Origin of the sequence: Anabaena sp. CA = ATCC 33047 (assembly GCF_963870205.1) — a bacterium.
Lineage (GTDB): Bacteria > Cyanobacteriota > Cyanobacteriia > Cyanobacteriales > Nostocaceae > Trichormus.
Genome location: NZ_CAWMSA010000057.1, coordinates 14412 through 32684 on the forward strand (window position 1 = coordinate 14412; position 18273 = coordinate 32684).

Annotated in this window: 13 protein-coding genes; 7 read left to right on the top strand and 6 right to left on the bottom strand. The window is 40.3% G+C overall.

Annotation, left to right across the window (positions count from 1 at the left end; all coding sequences use genetic code 11):
• Positions 1-473: 473 nt before the first annotated feature.
• On the bottom strand, positions 474-1091 hold the full coding sequence (locus AACS98_RS18205; protein ID WP_066382424.1) for a TetR/AcrR family transcriptional regulator: 618 nt from the start codon (positions 1089-1091) through the stop codon (positions 474-476).
• A gap of 279 nt (positions 1092-1370) precedes the next feature.
• Between AACS98_RS18205 and AACS98_RS18210 the strand changes: the two genes are divergently transcribed.
• From AACS98_RS18210 to AACS98_RS18230, 5 genes are all read left to right on the top strand, one after another.
• Entirely contained in the window at positions 1371-2567 is a 1197-nt protein-coding gene (locus AACS98_RS18210; RefSeq protein ID WP_066382425.1) for an ABC exporter membrane fusion protein, read from the top strand.
• A gap of 78 nt (positions 2568-2645) precedes the next feature.
• The gene (gene devC / locus AACS98_RS18215) at positions 2646-3812 is read left to right on the top strand and encodes an ABC transporter permease DevC (protein ID WP_066382427.1); all 1167 of its coding nucleotides are present in this window, start codon (positions 2646-2648) and stop codon (positions 3810-3812) included.
• 749 nt (positions 3813-4561) lie between these two features.
• Positions 4562-5665, top strand: coding sequence for an EAL domain-containing protein (locus AACS98_RS18220; RefSeq protein ID WP_084386936.1), 1104 nt, complete (start codon positions 4562-4564; stop codon positions 5663-5665).
• Positions 5666-5843: 178 nt separating this feature from the next.
• Positions 5844-6302, top strand: coding sequence for a DUF3592 domain-containing protein (locus tag AACS98_RS18225; protein ID WP_066382429.1), 459 nt, complete (start codon positions 5844-5846; stop codon positions 6300-6302).
• A 222-nt stretch (positions 6303-6524) separates the two neighbouring features.
• A complete protein-coding gene (locus AACS98_RS18230; protein WP_066382431.1) occupies positions 6525-6854 on the top strand; it encodes a hypothetical protein in 330 nt (109 codons plus the stop codon).
• A 47-nt stretch (positions 6855-6901) separates the two neighbouring features.
• Here the strand turns inward: AACS98_RS18230 and AACS98_RS18235 are convergent, their stop codons facing one another.
• The 3 genes from AACS98_RS18235 to AACS98_RS18245 all read right to left on the bottom strand — a co-directional run bounded on the left by AACS98_RS18235 (position 6902) and on the right by AACS98_RS18245 (position 9778).
• Positions 6902-7228, bottom strand: a complete 327-nt coding sequence (locus AACS98_RS18235; RefSeq protein WP_066382432.1) for a DUF2103 domain-containing protein — start codon at positions 7226-7228, stop codon at positions 6902-6904.
• Positions 7229-7233: 5 nt separating this feature from the next.
• Complete coding sequence (clpS, locus tag AACS98_RS18240) at positions 7234-7560, bottom strand: ATP-dependent Clp protease adapter ClpS (protein WP_066382434.1); 327 nt, start codon at positions 7558-7560, stop codon at positions 7234-7236.
• 175 nt (positions 7561-7735) lie between these two features.
• Positions 7736-9778: an FAD-dependent oxidoreductase gene (locus AACS98_RS18245; protein ID WP_066382436.1), complete on the bottom strand. Its 2043-nt coding sequence runs from the start codon at positions 9776-9778 to the stop codon at positions 7736-7738.
• 220 nt (positions 9779-9998) lie between these two features.
• Between AACS98_RS18245 and AACS98_RS18250 the strand changes: the two genes are divergently transcribed.
• Both AACS98_RS18250 and AACS98_RS18255 read left to right on the top strand, forming a co-directional pair.
• Entirely contained in the window at positions 9999-12185 is a 2187-nt protein-coding gene (locus tag AACS98_RS18250; protein WP_066382886.1) for a tetratricopeptide repeat protein, read from the top strand.
• A gap of 479 nt (positions 12186-12664) precedes the next feature.
• The gene (locus tag AACS98_RS18255; protein ID WP_066382438.1) at positions 12665-15799 is read left to right on the top strand and encodes an esterase-like activity of phytase family protein; all 3135 of its coding nucleotides are present in this window, start codon (positions 12665-12667) and stop codon (positions 15797-15799) included.
• A 228-nt stretch (positions 15800-16027) separates the two neighbouring features.
• Here the strand turns inward: AACS98_RS18255 and AACS98_RS18260 are convergent, their stop codons facing one another.
• The gene (locus tag AACS98_RS18260) at positions 16028-16303 is read right to left on the bottom strand and encodes a MoaD/ThiS family protein (RefSeq protein WP_066382440.1); all 276 of its coding nucleotides are present in this window, start codon (positions 16301-16303) and stop codon (positions 16028-16030) included.
• A 90-nt stretch (positions 16304-16393) separates the two neighbouring features.
• Positions 16394-17698: a threonine synthase gene (gene thrC, locus AACS98_RS18265; RefSeq protein WP_066382442.1), complete on the bottom strand. Its 1305-nt coding sequence runs from the start codon at positions 17696-17698 to the stop codon at positions 16394-16396.
• Between the last annotated feature and the right edge of the window lie 575 nt (positions 17699-18273).

An 18273-nucleotide genomic window follows, 5' to 3' on the forward strand; every position in this document is an offset into this window, starting at 1 on the left:
CTGTGGGGGCTTTTTTGTCAACAGTGCTAGGAATAGCGTCTCCCGCTTGATTTTGATTGGTTTCGTCTGCCATTACTTCGGTCAATCCTTTATCTAGCTTTTCGAGCTTCGCTCACCTTTATTAGTAAGTTATTTTCATTTTTACACATAAGAGCTAGTCAACCCCTGCGGGGAATTCAAAATTCAAAATTCAAAATTCAAAATTACCATTCCGATGCTGAGAAGTAGGGAGGTGTTATCAGAACTGATTCTGTCTATGACTACTTATCTTGACAATCAACAGATAAATAGATAATATTCAATCCTTAATATTCAACCATCCTAATGTTATTGCTAGATAAAGTCGTATTGATTAGTACCTTTTATTGAATTATTGTTTATTTTAAATATTATGGCTATTAACAGCAGAATTATTTAATGCGATAATTTTGCATTTTGCATTTTGCATTTTGCATTTATTTGTCTCTATTCGCTCACTTAACGCAGTTGACAATTAAATGGGTTAAGGCATCAATCAGGCGATCGCTTTCCATAGGCATAATATTTTTACCGTGCATAATCTCTTGGGTAATCACAAAATGCACCAATGAACCAATCAAAATCCTCGCCGTCGCCTCTGGATCTGGTATATTCAACTCTGAACGAGCAGCTAAATATTGACTGATGGTTTCTATCGCTGGTTTGGCAATGCTAGCAATAAACACCTGCGCTAACTCTGGAAACCGCGCCGACTCCCCCATCAACAACCGTTCAAATGCTTGATATTCCGGGTCGTTTATCATCTGATTTAGTGCTGTTTTCGCTAGTCGTCGCAGCACTACATAAGGTTCTCCCTTTAAAGGTTGTGTCCCCAAAATCAACTGAAACCGCTTTCTCGCTAATCTTTCTATCAAGGCTCTAAACAACCCTTCCTTATCTTGAAAGTGACTGTAAACCGTCGCCTTAGACACTCCCGCCGCCTCGGCTACTTTATCCATACTTGTAGACGCATAGCCGTAGGCTAAAAATTGCTGCATCGCTCCTTGCAGAATTTTCTCGACTTTATCGCTAGAATTTGAACGGTCTGTTTCCCCATTTTTAGGGCGTGCCATGTTTTGATGATTCCTTGTGGGTGGTGCTTGACTAAACTACTCGGTTTAGTATAATCAAGATTATAAGACTAAACCGTTTAGTTTTGTATATATCAGTTCAGATATTGAACAGGTATTAAGCATATAAGAGTAGCTGTATCAGTTATCAATTACGCAGTAATCAACTCAGGAAATGTTCACAAAAAACTGTTTGTTGATAACTAGAGAAAATGCTTCAGGACATTTACCGAGATGAGATTTTAGTCAGCGAATTGGGAATTGCCATAAAGGTATGCGATTGTGCAGAATTCAAAACTACAGCGTTCAGTTTTCCCGCAATCGATTGTACGTCCATTCATTTTTTTAGCTATTTTTGTATCTTTTTCTGTCATAGGAATCAGTGTTTACATAACAATAAAATTTCGGGAAGCATCTCATCAGAAGGTACAAGCACAAACAACATTATTATCCGAGCTAAAAACTGTGACAGCCTTGGGACGAATTGAGCCACAGGGAAAAGTGATTAAACTAGCTGCAACCACATCTAATGAAAGCAGTCGGGTAGAGCAATTATTAGTCAAGGAGGGGGACAGGGTAAAAGCCGGACAGTTAATAGCAGTTTTAGATAGCCGTGATAGGTTAGAAGCAGCCTTAAAAGAAGCCAAGGAACAAGTAAAAGTAGCACAGGCAAACCTCAACCGCATCAAAGCCGGAGCGAAACGGGGAGAGGTTACAGCCCAACAAGCAACAATAGCACGTTTGGAAATAGAAGCTAAGGGTGACATAGCAGCGCAGACAGCTACAGTAGCGCGACTACAAGCCGAGGTAGAGAATGCCCAAGTAGAAGAACAACGTTATCAACAACTATATCAAGAAGGGGCAATTTCGGCTTCTCAAAGAGATAGTAAACGGTTGAGTTTAGAAACTGCCCAAAAAAACCTGGAAGAAGCCCAAGCACAGTTGCAAAGGCTGAATTTAAGTAGCCAGAAAAAATTGCAAGCAGCCGAAGCCACCTTAGAGCAAATTACTGAAGTGCGGGGTGTAGATGTGGCAGCAGCCGCAGCAGAAGTTAATCGAGCGATCGCCGCGATGAATCAAGCTAAAGTTAATCTTACCCTAGCTTACGTGCGATCGCCCCAAGATGGACAAGTATTTGAAATTCACAGTCGCCCTGGAGAATTAATTTCTCATAACGGCATTGCTGACATTGGACAAACCAGCCAAATGTACGTCATTGCCGAAGTTTACGAAAGCGACATCAGCAAAGTCAAACCAGGGCAGAAAGTGCGAGTCATCGGTGATTATCTACCCATAGAAATGCAGGGAAAAGTTGAGCGTAAAGGGTTACAAATACGCCGACAAAACGTAGTTAACACAGACCCCTCCAGCAACATTGACAGCCGAGTAGTAGAAGTCCACATCCGCCTAGATTCTACCTCCAGCCAAAAAGCTGCCGATTTAACAAATATGCAAGTTAAAGCAGTCATCGAATTATAAACCAGGAGGCAGAAGGCAGAAGGTAGAAGATTGTTCTGTTAATTAACCTCATCCCCCTCATCCCACAGTCCCCATACTATGTTTCAACAACTGCGGCGACGAACCCCTTTAGGTTGGTTGCAACTAAGTCATGAAAAAAGTCGGCTATTAGTAGCTTTGTCAGGTATTGCCTTTGCGGACTTGCTGATGTTTATGCAGCTAGGATTTCAAGCGGCGTTGTATGACAGTAACACTCGCCTACATCGCAGTTTACAAGCTGATATTATTCTGATGGGTTCTCAAACTCGTAACCTGCAACGCCTCTCTACATTTTCTCGGCGGCGATTATATCAAGCGATGGATGTACCAGGGGTGAAATCGGCTGAGGCCATGTATGTAAGTAACATGGTGTGGAAAAATCCCCAAACCCGTCGCGATACAGAAATCTTAGTTATAGGTATCAATCCCGATAAACCTGCTGTTGATTTTCCTGAAGTTAACGCCAAACTTGCAGAAATTAAGTTACCAGATACAGTTTTATTTGACCGTGCGTCTAGAGGAGATTATCAAAAAACTATCGCCCAAATTGAACAAGGTGAAACAGTCAAGACAGAATTAGAACGGCGCACAGTTACTATTAGCGGTTTATTTAAATTAGGAGCTTCCTTTGCGGCTGATGGGACGCTAATTACCAGTGATCAAAATTTTTTGCGCTTCTTTCCTCGACAACAGGCGGCTAATGTCAGTTTAGGTTTAATTAAATTACAGCCTGGGGTAAATCACCAGCAGGTGCAAGCACTTTTAAAAGCACGTTTGTCACAAGATGTCAATGTGCTGACTCATCAAGAATTTATCGAATTTGAAAATAACTTTTGGCGTACTAATTCCCCGATAGGATTTATTTTTAATATTGGGGTATCAATGGGCTTTGTTGTAGGTGTGATTATTGTCTATCAAGTGTTATCTACAGATGTCAATGCTCACCTGAGAGAGTATGCCACCTTCAAAGCTATAGGATATCGCCATTATTATTTACTGGGTGTAGTGTTTGAAGAAGCCTTGATTTTGGCATTGTTGGGTTTTATTCCAGGTTTAACAGTCTCTTTAGGACTTTATCAATTAACCCGCACTGCCACCAACCTACCCATGTATATGACATTAATGCGGGCGTTACAGGTATTAATCCTCACTATTATTATGTGTGTAATTTCGGGAGCGATCGCCACCCGTAAACTCCAAGCCGCCGATCCCGCAGATATGTTTTAGACAAGGTATACAAAGTAGATTTTCTCCCCATAATAATTATGTCTTTAGGATGATGACTTTTGACTGAATTTTACCTTACTGCCTGACGCTGTTCATTTTCATTTCCATGCGCCATCTTCAAGACGATTTGGGTAATAGTTTACTGCGTCAGCCAGTTTGATTGAACATCAATTTATAACTTAACAAATGCCAAATTATAATTTGGACTTCCTACTAGCTAATTACTGACGGCATTTCTCAATCAGAATAAGCATCTGCCAATTAGCACGAAGACTTACCCCACTTGCAACTGACAATTAGAACGCATTTCTATATTTTTCAATTTACACACAGTTCATCTTGATCAGGTACATTCTTCTAGCCTCTGGTTGTGTTCCCTTGAAAGGTGTACTGTACCCAGCCGATAAAAGCTGCCTATTTTAGCATATTTAAGCTAATAAGACTCTATTATTTACAGAGTAAAATATATTTTCTGTCCAACGCTTCAATGTAAGTTATGAATCCACTTTAGCCAGTATAAATAAATAAGATAAATTATTTTTTTTAATTATATATTGTTAATTTCTCTTTATAAAAAAATATCAACTGAAAAACATGAAAAACAAAAAATTTATGCTTTAAGTAATATCTACATGGTCGAGCCGATTTAAAATATTTGATAATTCATAGATTGCATTAATTGCTCAGTTTCGGTATATAGTTAATGCTCTATCTGTTTCCAGAGTTTAAAGAATAAATATGAGTTTTTTATGAGCAAAACATCATTGAACAACAAAACTTGTACCTGTCGCCATACTGCACGCTGTCACGCCAAGGAAGCTGGCAAACTCTTTGTCTGGTTTCCCGTTGAACATACGTTAAAGAAAGTGATTAACTCCTTACAGCAATGTGCTGTTAAGTATGAATTAATACATGACAAACCGATGTTGAGTTTGGACTGTAAAATTGGGCAAGCCCAAGAAATTGCCTCTCGTGTAGGGCAACTCCTCACACCGATAGAATTAAAAGAAACACAAGTCTTATTTATTAGAGGTACTATTCAACCTCAACTCCAAGATTTTAGTGACATAGCCTCCTTGCAACAGTTTATCAAGTTCACTCAGTCTGACTGGTTGCTGGAAATGTTGGAAAAGGAACAATTCACCAGCTACTTCCAACCAATTGTTTCCATGAAGAATACATCCCAAATTTATGGATATGAGGCACTGTTGCGGGGGATAGATGCACAAGGCAATTTAATACCCCCAGCGCAAATTATAGAGTCAGCGACGGAAGCCGGACTTCTACCGCAACTAGATCGCATTGCCCGCCTCAGTTCCATTGCTCAGTTCAGCCGTCATCAAGTGAGTGGAAAAGTCTTCATCAATTTTTCACCAACTGCACTTTATGATCCGGTGTCTTGTCTACGGAGTACAGTAGAAGCCATCAACCGAGCAGGTATTTCTTATGAACGGGTTGTCTTTGAAGTGGTGGAGTCAGACACGCCGCAAGATTTAGAGCATCTCAAGGCTGTTCTCAAATACTACCGAGATGCGGGTTTTGCTATTGCTCTTGATGACATTGGTTCTGGTTATTCTAGCCTGAACTTACTGCATCAGTTACGTCCAGATTTGATTAAATTGGACATGGAGTTAACTAGAAATGTACATTTAGATCCATATAAAGCTGCGATTACTGAAAAAGTTTTAGAAATTGCACAACAGTTAAACATTCTGACTGTGGCTGAAGGAATTGAGTGTATTGATGAACTCAATTGGTTGCGAGAACGAGGCGCAACTTTTGCTCAAGGATATCTTATTGCTAAACCCAGTCCTATACCTGTCAATGAAACTCTAGCTACATCTAGTTTCTAAGTTCTTCACACAGTCGTCGTAGTTTTGTCAAATTGTTGCCATAACTTTTTGGCATATTAAATGATGTATTTGCTTACAAATTGCTTTTTTTTGGGTTATAAGGTAGGTTTTCCTGCCTTTTTTTGTTTATAGTCATTTTAATAAAAGATTGTAATACGCTATACCTAAGTTGAAAAATATGGATGATACAAAGTTTTTTCGGATGTTTGGCTCTATATTTGCTGGTGTTGGCAGTATCTTCGCCGTTACAGGCATCATAATTACGTTAAATACTCGTTCTTTTGTAGCTACATCTGTAACTACTCAAGGAACTGTCATTGATTTAATTCCACGTTCATCTAGTAGTAGTAGGAGTGTTGTCTACTATCCAGTGGTAAGATTTACTCCATCCTCTGGTGATCCTATTACATTTGCAGCTAATTCAGGTAGTAATCCACCGGCACACACTAGAGGTGAGCAGGTTGAAGTGCTGTACAATCCGCAAAAGCGGGATTCGGCTATGATTAACTCTTGGTTGAGTCTATGGTTCCTACCTGTGATGTTTACTGGTATGGGTTCACTTTTTGTAGTGATTGGAGGAGTGGCGTTAGTGAAATCTTTTCCTTGGATGCTAAGTTTTAAGTCAGATAAATCGTGATTGAGGTATGGCGATCGCCACAATCACAACAATATTCCAAACTCAAAAAATATATACTTAATTTCACAATATTTAAAGTTATATTAGTTACTTCAAACTAATATATTTGTTGTTGCATTTGTTTACATATTTTGCATTGTTATATTGCAGTTTGTAACTATTTTGTGTAATCCCAAAGAATATTCCTTTAGACTGAATTTCAATTGTGAAAAATAGGGATGAATGCAAATGCACACAAGCAGTTTATTATGTCACGGGTTTGTAGTTGCTGTTTCATTTGTGGCTTGTATTATTGGTTTATTATTACTGTGGGATGAAAAAAACAGTCAGAATGATGAACGCGCAGAAACAGAAGTGATTTTATTTAGAATGATCTTCACTTACTGGCTGGTTTATTGTGTGGCGTTTGGTTTAGAGAAGATGGTCTTCTCTAATTTTGAACCTGTAATCATGACTTTAAAAATAACTACTGCTTTGTCATATTTTTTAACTTTTTCTTGTATCGTCAGTTTGCCACTACACAGATTTGCCATCCACGAAGTTGAAGAGTAGACAGTAATCATCAATAGTGGTGGTTTTAAGACCTTGATTGTAAAATATCAGGAATTCTTCATGGCGATCGCAATTAATTCTGTGAGTTTATCCTGACTTAAAGTAGTCAGGATAAATACCTCTTGTACCGTCTTACCGTGTCGCGCAATTACTTTGTAACCACCACGAATAGGTACAGACACACGCAATTGCATTTTTGGCGCATGGCCTTTAACTCTGCCAATTACGCCGGGCGTGATGGTGTTGATGCCATCTTGCTGACACAGGCGTTCTAAAATTGGAATCAAACCGGGAAGATGAGTTGAGTGGTTCCAGACTAATCTACCATCTTTACGAGCAGCAGCTTTTGGGGTTTCTGAGGAGGGTTTACCCATGAGAATTAAGCCGCCTCTAATGGAGCCATCGTTAATCCAGCCCGACGCAATTGTTGATGATACAATTCTGCTGGTTCTTGCGGGCCTACCCAGACAATAGCTTGTCCTTCATAATGTACCTGATTAGTTAAGTCCCAAGCCAAATCACTGGTCATCCCTGGTATATACTTCATTAAACACTCAGCCACGTGCTGAAAAGTATTAAAATCATCGTTTAAAACAATCACCTTATAATTCGGATAAGGCTTCTTGACAACTTGACTAGACTTTTCTGGAGTTACAGTTGGTGCTGTAGCCATAGCGAAAGCCACTGCTGAAAGTGTTTTAAGCATAAAGCAGTTAACCAACAGAATTTTACAAAACTACACTACAAATATCTAGTTTAGTCCATGTTGGGGAATGGGGAATGGAAGGGACTGGAAGGGACTGGGGGAGAGAAACTAATGACTAATGACCAATGACTAATGACCAATGACTAATGACTAATGACTAATAACTAATGACTAATTACCGCCAATCTTCCCAATTTTCGTTAAAAATGGAAGTATCAGGGAAAGCAGTAGGGTTGTTGTTTTGTTCTAATAGTCGTTTGAGGGCTTGTAATTGGGGTTCGGCTTTGGGTAAGTCGTCTACAAGCTGGTAGGGTGCAACGTTATTTTTTAAAGCAAAAGCCGCAACTGTTCCCGCCGCCGCACCGGCAGACCATTCAAAGGAATGCACCCGATAAGCCGCCGCCGCAATGTGACTGGTAGCAATACTTTTACCACCTACTATCAAATTATCAATTTTTTGGGGAATCATCGCCCGGAGTGCAATTTGGAAAGGGTATGCTTGTCCAGCCCCGCGCCTTTCACCAGGATATTCTTTATTACCGGGGGCTTCTGGGGGACTGTTCACCATGCAAGGATGAAAGTCAATGGCGTAGTGACCAATACCTACAGCATCGGGGAAAATGGTAGAACGAGTTCGCTGCATGACTTTTTCTGGGGGAATTTGCCCAGAAATTACCGAAGTCGCTTCTAAACCTGCCAAGGCTGCTTTTAACTGACGATACATAGCTGGTGGCAGGGTTTGGCGATAATACTGATCATTATAGTTGCGGCGTGAAATATCAATTTCCCAAATTGTAAAGCCTCCCGGTTGTCCCCAACTCGGACGGCCGATAATACGTCGCCCTTCCCGCATATAAGGATATTTCGATAAACCGTGGACTGTTCCCATTGGGGAATTTAACCCGGATAAAAAGCGGTTATTGGTTTGTTGACGCTTCACACCTGACCCTAACTGTGAGTCTGTAGTTCCAGCTACTAACCAGTAATAATAAGATAAGGCGTGTTCCTCTGCTTTACCTAAAGTTTCCGTCCGCAGTCCACCCAGCCAACCACCGGGTTTTAATTGTCCTGTCGCTTGTAATTGTTGGCGAGTATAAATTAAATTATCCTTAGCTGTACCGGGGCGGTAGTCGTTCCCCCAAGTCCAGTTTTGCATGGAGATGTCGCCAGGGGTGGGGGCTGTAAAATTTATACCGCCGAATCTTTTAGGTTCTCCTGCGGTGGGACTCCAAATACGGCGATAGGTGAAGACTAAACCAAAGTCTGCGAGACGTTGTAATTCATAGCTAAAATAGGGAGAGTATTGTAAATAAAATGGGGGCATTTTTTGCGGTATGGGTTCTGCTGTCGCCTCCATTGCAAAGGTGTAAGTAAAGCCTTGAGTACAATAAGGGTTATTGCTGGTGCTAGAAGCTGAAGGTTCTAGGAAGGAACGTCCGTCAATACCGAGTCTGTAGGGAACATCGGCTAAACCAACAATTTCTCCGGTTTCGCTAGCATCAACGACATACCATTTAGGTGCGTTTCCTTTGGTTTGTTTGGGAACTAAGCGAATGATAGTTTTAGTAAACCGAGATGAATTTTGATAACGATAAGCGTCTTCAATAGTTTGTGAGAGGGGAAAGGTGTTGAGAGGTGGCGCGCCTTTGGCTGGTTGATGTTGGATTGCGATCGCGCTATTAATTAATTGTCCAGTTGTATGAGCATTTTTCCCGGCTGGCGAAATTTCCAAGTCTTTAACCACCGTGTTGGGAAACCATTCCAGCTTACCTCTACCTCGTTTTTCCGCATCTTTGAGCATCTGCCTGGTAATTTCATGAGCATCACGCGGTAGAAAACAAGAGTCACTCACCCAGCATTCCCCAGGATTCAGTTTACCGTACTTCTTCTGGATGCGGTTTCGCAGTTCCAAATAACCGCGAGAATAGAATTGCAAGCGGCGTTGAGTGGGACGTTCATCTAATGCAGATGTCCCTTGTGAAGAAATTTGTCCCCCCAACCAGTCAGTTATTTCTGTTAAACAAACCTTTTTTCCGGCTAGCAAACCTTCATAAGCTGTAGCAACACCAGAAAGTCCCCCACCTACTACTAAAATGTCACAATTTACCGTTTTATCTGCGTTTCTCGGTGGTGCAGCGACAACGGCAGATAATGGTACTAAGTAGCTAGAGATTAAGCTAAGACTGATGAGTGAGGTTAATTGGTGTCTGCACTTCATGATCTGATAACTGTGTCTATGCTGTCCGAACTTGTAGACGTTATCATTCTATGAAGGTTCATGACAACTTGAAAGTTTGTAGTAAGTGGCTCTAGCCCTTTATGGTTGAGAGAGGACTAAAGTCCTCACTACAAACTACCCACCGTTAACAAGCAAATTCTGTTATAGATTAGGAAATAACCACACTGGAAAAACTGACCAATATATCAGGATGGTTGTGATGAAGAGCAAGAACCAGATTATTTTATCCTTATTTGTGAAAAGCGTCATCGTCTTTTCACCCTTGCTGCTGTCTGCTGAGATGAGCAGTGGACAAACTACACCATCCACCTCTAAACAACAGATTAATTCTGAGATAATAGCGCAAGTTCCAGCACAAACCAATGTTACTGAGCAAATACCAGCAGATTTTGAGCGAGCCTTTAACCGTACTACGATTTTGCTGAATATTTCGTTAGTTATTTTAAGTTTATTTCCAGTTGTCATCATTGCTTTATGTTGGCTATTGCGGCGAGTCGCTATTCGCGAAATTGTGGATAGAGCTATGACACAGTTGCAAGGTGTGGAAAAATTAGAAGGACAGTTAACTCTCGTTAAGCAAGATGCGGAAAATCTGATTCAAGAAGCTAAAGGTATTACTCGCGCTTTAGAAAAGGAAGCGGAAGCTTTACAACAAAAAATTAAAACTGAACATGATAATTTAGATTTTGTTACATCAGAACTTTTGCAAGCTAAGGCGGATAATTTAACTAAAATTACTACGGAAGTTACAAATTTTCAAAGAAAGATAGAAAATTTATTATCTCAAGTTGAGCTAGATACTCAGCATCAAAAAGATAGCACGGTAGAAAATATCAGGAAGGTAGAATCAGAGCTTGCTTATCAATTTTCAGAGGTACAGCAAGATACTGAGCGACAAAAAAATTCAGTTCTAGAAGATTTAGAAAAAACTAAGTTTGAATTTCAAACTCAGTTAGCAAATTTATATGCTGATTCTGATAAGCAGAAAGATGAGATTTTTGTGAGCTTAATGAATTTACAATCAGAATTTGCGGTGAATTTGGCTGCTTTAGAGGACGATGTACAGCAACAAAAAGATATTAAGCTAGAAAATCTGCAAGTTATCGCTAATAAGTTTAAATCTCATCTATCAACTTGGGAAGTTGAGACACAGCAACATCGAGATAATATAGTTGAAAATTTAACTAAGTTACAGTCACAATTGGCGCAGCAGGTTGATAATTCTCAGTCAGAAGTCAAGAGTCAGCAAGAGAAAGTATTACAAAATCTCTTAGAATTGGAGAATGTATTTAAAGCGCAAATTGAGGAAGTAGAATCACAAATTACGCAAGAGTTAACAAAGTTACAGTCTGATTTTGCTGCTCAATTAGCTGAGTTACAGGTAGAGGTGCAGCATCGCAAGCAGCAAATTATCGAAAATTTAGAACAATCAGGTTCAGAGTTTGTTTCCCAGTTTTCCGAGTTACAATTAAATGCTCAACAGCAAAAATTTGTGATTTTAGAAAAGCTGGAGAAGTTAGAAACAGAATTCGTTTCTCAACTGTCTGAGTTGCAGTTAGATGCTCAACAACGTAAGGATACAATTTTACAGGAATTGTCGGAGGTTAAACCCACAGCTACCCCCGCACAGGAAGTAAGACAAGAAACACAACCAACAAGAGAACCTGAAGCAAGACAAAGCAATGCTGAGGAGTATATCCAACAGGGTGATGCTTTGTTTGCTCAAAAACAATATGAGGATGCGATCGCAGTTTATGAACAAGCGGTCAAAACCCAGCCAGATAATGCGGTAATCTGGTTAAAATGCGGTCTAACTTTCGCCAGATTGCAACGCTATAAACAAGCTATAGGTGCTTATAATCGAGCCATTAAAATTTTACCAGAATATCATCAAGCTTGGTGCGATCGCGGTGTCGCTTTTGGCTATTTAGGAAGACATCAAGACGCATTTCAATCTTTTGAACAGGCGGTAAAAATTCAACCAGATGATGCGGTTGCCTGGATGAATCGCGGTCTAGCTCTGATAGAATTAGAACAATACGAAGAAGCGATCGCCTCCTTCGACAAATCCCTAGAATTACAACCCAACTCTGCTAAAGCATGGAATAAACGCGGTTACATTCTCGTCAGATTAGGGCGTGATAATGAAGCCATCAAATCTTTTGACAAAGCCATAGAAATTAAACCAGACTATGCCATAGCCTATTATAACAAAGCCACCTGTTTTGCACTGCAAAGAGAACTACAATTATCCCTGGCAAGCCTAGAAACAGCCATTAGCTTAAATCCCAAATATCGAGCAGAAGCAGCAACCGATATAGATTTTGATGATATTGCAGATGATGAGGACTTTAAAAAATTAATAGCCAATGAAACCCTGCAATAACTCAATATCTTACACTCAGGTGTAACTGTATAGTTAACAGAGCGAAATTATAGCAGATTGCCACCGGATAGAATACAGATTCATCCGTTTACCCTGCGGTATCTTTCTACATCTGCGTCCATCTGCGTCCATCTGCGTTCAATTATTAAAAATTGCCGCAGCTTGACATCAATTCTTAACTAAACACTACCTATCAGATAGCCAATTCTTAACCTAGACGTGTCATTTTATCAGGCGTGGTATTCCGTCAGTGAAGTACATGAGATTTTAGTCAAGTGGTGAAAGTTAAATTCAACTGCTGAAGCATGAGATTAGCCAACTTTAATGGGTTTGTTGATTAAATTGAGCTAAATCATGACAACAGCATCAATAAACTTCATCTTTCACCAATCATCTATGTACGACGGAGAAATATTTGCAAACCGCAGGTATATTCTTTTTCACGTTCAGTTTAAGGTTGTGAGGAAATTGCAGAAGTTATGGCTATCATCAAAGGCACTACCAACAGCGATAGTTTAAATATCCAAGATGCCAATGCTGATCTTGTCCTTGGTTTAGCAGGTAATGATAACATCGATGTCATCACTGACAATGGCGACGAAATTGTTAGTGGTGGTTTGGGTGACGATGAACTGTTTGTTAAAATTGGCGATCGCGCCTTTGGTGATTATGGCAATGATACCCTAACCTCTGACCCCCAAGGTGATGTCTCCAGTGCTAACCGTTTGTTTGGCGGTTCTGGAAATGATATCTTATTCCCTGACCAAGATGATTTAGTCTCTGGTGGTTCTGGTAACGACACCCTGTATGCAGGTAGAGGTGGTAATACCCTACGTGGTGGATTGGGTAATGATGTATTTTGGTTAGCTAATGCGGAACGTCCCACCAACCCTAACCGCATTACCGACTTTAACCCCATTGAAGACACCCTCCGCATCAATTTAGAAGGTGTGCAAAGCTTCAATGATTTAGTCATCACTGCTGACGGTAATCATGTCGTTATCAACACAACAAATAGCACCGTTCCCCTAGCGACTATCGAAAACATCCAGCCAGAGGATCTGACTGCCAATAATGTTCTAATTGATAACAATGCTGGCAACAACACGGGTATTGCTCCCCTAGATGATAAAGTCAGAGGTGCGGCAAGAATTACCTTTATTGGGCAAGACTTATTAGATGATAATGGCTTAACCACAGATAACCAAGGCAGAATTCAGTTTCTTGACCCAGTAACAGGAAATAATACCACCGTTGGCGGACTCTCTGGGATTACCTATGATCCAGTTGAGCAAGTCTATCATGCAATTTCCGACGATCGCAGCAACATTAACCCCGCCAGATTTTACAGTCTCACCATTGACCTCAGCGATGGTAGTTTAAACAATGGTGATGTCAGTATCACCCGCGTCACTAGCTTATTAGATGAAAACGGTGATCCTTTTGCTGCCAATAGTCTAGATCCAGAAGGCATTGCCTGGACTGATAATGGTACTGTATTTGTCTCCTCAGAAGGGGATGCTAATAATTCTATTGCTCCCTTTGTGCGTGAGTTTTCCTTAGCCGGGGGACAATTACAAAACTTTGTAGTTCCTGAGAAATTCCTTCCCCAAGCTAACCAAGGTATTCGCAATAACCTAGCTTTTGAAAGTTTAACCCTCACCCCTGATCAACGCTTCTTATTTACCGCCACCGAAAATGCTTTAATTCAAGATGGGGAAACAGCCAACGCTACAGATGGCAGTTTCGTGAGAATTATCCAGTACGATGTCACTGGTACTGTTCCCCAGGTGGTGAAAGAATTTCTTTACCAAACTGATGCAATTCCCCCTGTAGACAACAGTAACAGCGTTGATACTAACGGGTTAGTGGATTTGGTAGCTATCGATAATACAGGTAGTTTACTAACATTAGAGCGAGCTTTTACGGCTGAGGGAGGCTATAGCGGCAAAATCTACGAAATTCGTCTACAAAACTCGCCCGATATCAGTAATCTTGCCTCTGTCTCAGATGCAGATGTTACCCCAGTCAGCAAACGTTTATTATTCGATTTATCAACTCTGGATATCCAGATTGATAATATAGAAGGGATGACACTAGGGCCTGTATTACCCAATGGTAAACGCTCCTTAATTATCGTCAGTGATGACAACTTTGATAGTTTTGTCCCCCAGAATCATCAAATTCTAGCTTTTGAAATCAATATTGGTGAACCACCAGTCTTTCTGAATGATGCTTTACCTGATTTGCTGGAAAGAAGTCCAGCCGGTACTATTGTCGGTAATGTGTTAGTTGATGACCCAGATTCAGACGATGATCTACTCACTTATGCGATTACAGGTGGTAATCTGGATTTAGATGATGATGGTAATCCTGCTTTTGTAATTGACAGCAGTACCGGACAAGTTCAGGTTAACGACAGTGACGATATTGATATCGATAGATTTGAGCAAGAACCAAAATTCGATTTAGAAATCACTGTCATTGATGCTGATGGGATAACTAATACAGGTAATATTGCTATTGACTTAAAGCCACAGTTTGGCTTTGAGAAAAACCAAGATGGCAAAAATGGTTTATTCCGCTTGCGGGGTGACACAACTATTGAGTTAACTGTCAACACCGTCAGCACTAACCAGACAAATGAAATCTTAATGTTTACGGTGGATGATGCCAACGGTAACATCTTTCAAAGAGATAACAATGGCAACATAGTTACAGATAACCAGGGTAATCCGATTTTGATTAGTCCAGATAATCTTAATTATCTGACTCAAATTATTGCTAACCATCGCTTTACTTCGGGGTTGACACAGGTAGCTTTTTCTGTATTGGCTAGCGATAACCCTAGTGGTTTACCTAGTGGTTTCTCTGTGAGTGGTTTAAGTCGTGCTTTGGAATTTGGCGCAGGAACTCGTCTCGGCTTTATGTTAATTGCTGATGGTACTGTTCAGGAATTGCAAAACGGGTTAACTCGTCAAGTGTTTTTCTCTAATCTCAATGGTGTAGAGGTGGAAAACTTCCCAGCAGCAGACTTCCGACTCAAGTTTAAAGACAGAAGCACAGGCGCGTTTGATGCGTTAGTGCTACAAATAAAAGAACAACCCCCCGGATTGATGAAGAAAGGTACAGCACTACAAATGCAATCAGGTTTGGAAGTGATTGATTTGCGGGGAGAAGCAGACAGTCTGGTGAGAATTACAGTTAATAACGAGGCGGCTTTCTCTAATTTTGTCGGCTTCTATGCAGCAGTCAATGAGCAAGGCGGTATTCGTCGCGCTAATGGTACAATTGCTTTACCTGGTGATAGTGACTATACTCAATTGGCAGTTAATCAACGGTTGAATGTCTCGATTACTAAATCAGCGAATGTGATTAACAATGTCACGCTGACTGGGGATAGTATTCTAGTGCCGTTTATTGTTGCCAATGATGACAACTTGAGTAATGGCTTTGATATCAGTCAAGTTTACTTCCCCTTCTTGGGTGCTAACAGCGATCGCTCGGAACATATCCGCTTATTAGGCGATAATGTGTTTGGGTTTGAAGATTTACCCAATGGTGGCGATCGCGATTTTGATGACATGATTATCCAAATCGACTTTATTGCCTAACCATTGCCTAACCATCAGTAACATATACAAAAAGCATGAGTAATCTTCACTACTCATGCTAAAAACAGTTGACATCTGAATCTCTCCTAATTGCGAAGGGGGGAGAGACTAAAAACCTTTTTGCTGATAAAGATATTGTTACTCAGTTGCATTATCTCTGTAGAGGTTTAGCAATGCTAAACCCCTACTCTCTATGACTGCAACTCGGTATAAGCAAATAGCACCCTATCAACCACCCGCCACAGCAGGAACAATACTCACCTCATCACCATCTTTTAAAGGTGTAGCTGTGCCATCCAAAAAGCGGATATCTTCACTGTTGACATATAAATTTAAAAAACGTCTTGGCTGTCCATTGTCATCGCACAACCGTGCTTTAATACCAGGAAAGCTTGATTCTAAAGCGTCTAACAGTTCAGCAATGTTGCTCCCACTAGATTCTAGAGTAGCTTGATTATTTGTGAGAGTTTGCAGAGTAGTGGGTACTAAAACTTTTACAGCCATAGTGAATTAATCGTGATCAGTTGTGAGATGTTTGTTAGCTATCAATAGTCATTATTCCAATCCTAATGACTATTGACTCATGACTAATAACTAAACCAGAACTTGTTGCCATTCTAAGCGGTCTAAAGTCCGAGAACGTTCTAATGCACGTTCAAAACTATCTAGTTTAGCATCAATTGTCAAAGGTTCACCAATATAGCCTTGTACAGCTTCTTGGGTTTTCAAACCGTTGCCAGTAATGTAAACCACAGTGGTTTCATCTGGATCAATTTTGCCAGCTTCTACCAATTTTTTCAGAACAGCAATGGTAGTTCCCCCAGCCGTTTCGGTGAAGATACCTTCTGTTTCAGCTAATAGCTTGATACCTTCGATAATTTCGGCATCGGTGACAGATTCTATATTACCGCCAGTCTTCTTGGCAATCTCAACAGCGTAAACACCATCTGCGGGATTACCAATCGCAATTGATTTAGCTATTGTATTCGGTTTAACTGGTTTAATAAAGTCGCGGTCTTCTTTAAATGCTTCGGCGATAGGTGAACAACCTTCGGCTTGTGCGCCACTAAAGCGGACTGACTTACCTTCTACTAAACCAACTTCTACAAATTCTTGGAAACCTTTATAAATTTTGGTGAATAGTGAACCAGAAGCCAAAGGTGCAACTATATGATCTGGTAGTTCCCAACCTAATTGTTCTGCCACTTCATAGCCTAATGTTTTAGAACCCTCAGAATAGTAGGGGCGTAAATTAATATTGACAAAACCCCAACCATGTGTATTAGCTACTTCTGAACAGAGGCGGTTTACTTGGTCATAATTACCTTTCACAGCCATCAGGGTAGGACTGTAGATTAAGCTACCCAAAACTTTACCAGCTTCTAAGTCTGAGGGGATGAATACACAACAGTCTAAACCAGCATGGGCGGCGATCGCAGCTGTGGAGTTAGCCAAGTTACCCGTACTAGCACAAGAAACTGTAGTGAAACCCAACTCCCTAGCACGGGAAAGGGCGACAGACACCACCCGATCCTTAAAGCTGAGGGTGGGCATATTTACCGCATCATTCTTAATATATAGTTTGTTTAGACCCAGGCGACGGGCTAGACGGTGGGAACGCACCAAGGGAGTCATACCTGTTCCCACATCAATTACATTGTCAGTTGCGACAGGCAAAAAGGGACGATAACGCCAAATCGAATTAGGCCCCGCTTGAATTTTTTCACGAGTTACAGACAGACGCAAAGCATTGTAGTCATACTTCACTTCCAAAGGCCCAAAGCAGAACTCACATACATGACTAGCCTTGAGTTCATATTCCGCGCCACATTCCTTACACTTCAAAGCACTAAAAGCGGCGTTGGTGGCTGTGGTAGGTTTGGATACTGCCTGAGTCATAGTAACTATCTTTCCCTGTTTGTCTGTCAACTGTGCCTGAATAGTATCACGAGTAAAAATACTCGTCAAACATACCCGACTATTTTTGTCGGATTTGACTAAACCATTTAATATACAAGGGTTTTGACTGGTTTTACACTAAATTTACCAATTCAAAACAAAAAATCAATTTTAAGAAATTAGAGAAATTAATCTTTCGCCTTAACCTGTCTAAATAGGTTATGTTATACTTTACCAGGAAATATACAGAATAAAAAGTGTTTTTACATATAATAAAATCACTTAAATTAACTAGGATTACTTAAGTATATTTACAGTTTTATTTTTCTTCAGAGCTTTTAATAGCAGTATTTACACTGGTTTAAAATCAGCAGACTTTGATTTAATATTTTCAAGCGATCGCTATGTGCCGAGTCATCAAATTTATATCAGTAAATCAAACTGCATTAACCAGAAACTGCTAACAACTAACCCAGTAAACAAAATATTCTGGCAAAACACAGTAATTTTAGTTACTGTGAATTCAACTAATTAGTAGATAAATACCTGTAATATTCAGCACTTTTATAATTTGG

Bases quoted from the DNA above. Each gene is read 5' to 3' on its own strand.
- AACS98_RS18205 (WP_066382424.1), bottom strand. From the start codon at position 1,091: ATGGCACGCCCTAAAAATGGGGAAACAGACCGTTCAAATTCTAGCGAT.
- devC (WP_066382427.1), top strand. From the start codon at position 2,646: ATGTTTCAACAACTGCGGCGACGAACCCCTTTAGGTTGGTTGCAACTA.
- AACS98_RS18220 (WP_084386936.1), top strand. From the start codon at position 4,562: ATGAGCAAAACATCATTGAACAACAAAACTTGTACCTGTCGCCATACT.
- AACS98_RS18225 (WP_066382429.1), top strand. From the start codon at position 5,844: ATGGATGATACAAAGTTTTTTCGGATGTTTGGCTCTATATTTGCTGGT.
- AACS98_RS18230 (WP_066382431.1), top strand. From the start codon at position 6,525: ATGCAAATGCACACAAGCAGTTTATTATGTCACGGGTTTGTAGTTGCT.
- AACS98_RS18235 (WP_066382432.1), bottom strand. From the start codon at position 7,228: ATGGGTAAACCCTCCTCAGAAACCCCAAAAGCTGCTGCTCGTAAAGAT.
- clpS (WP_066382434.1), bottom strand. From the start codon at position 7,560: ATGCTTAAAACACTTTCAGCAGTGGCTTTCGCTATGGCTACAGCACCA.
- AACS98_RS18245 (WP_066382436.1), bottom strand. From the start codon at position 9,778: ATGAAGTGCAGACACCAATTAACCTCACTCATCAGTCTTAGCTTAATC.
- AACS98_RS18250 (WP_066382886.1), top strand. From the start codon at position 9,999: ATGAAGAGCAAGAACCAGATTATTTTATCCTTATTTGTGAAAAGCGTC.
- AACS98_RS18255 (WP_066382438.1), top strand. From the start codon at position 12,665: ATGGCTATCATCAAAGGCACTACCAACAGCGATAGTTTAAATATCCAA.
- AACS98_RS18260 (WP_066382440.1), bottom strand. From the start codon at position 16,303: ATGGCTGTAAAAGTTTTAGTACCCACTACTCTGCAAACTCTCACAAAT.
- thrC (WP_066382442.1), bottom strand. From the start codon at position 17,698: ATGACTCAGGCAGTATCCAAACCTACCACAGCCACCAACGCCGCTTTT.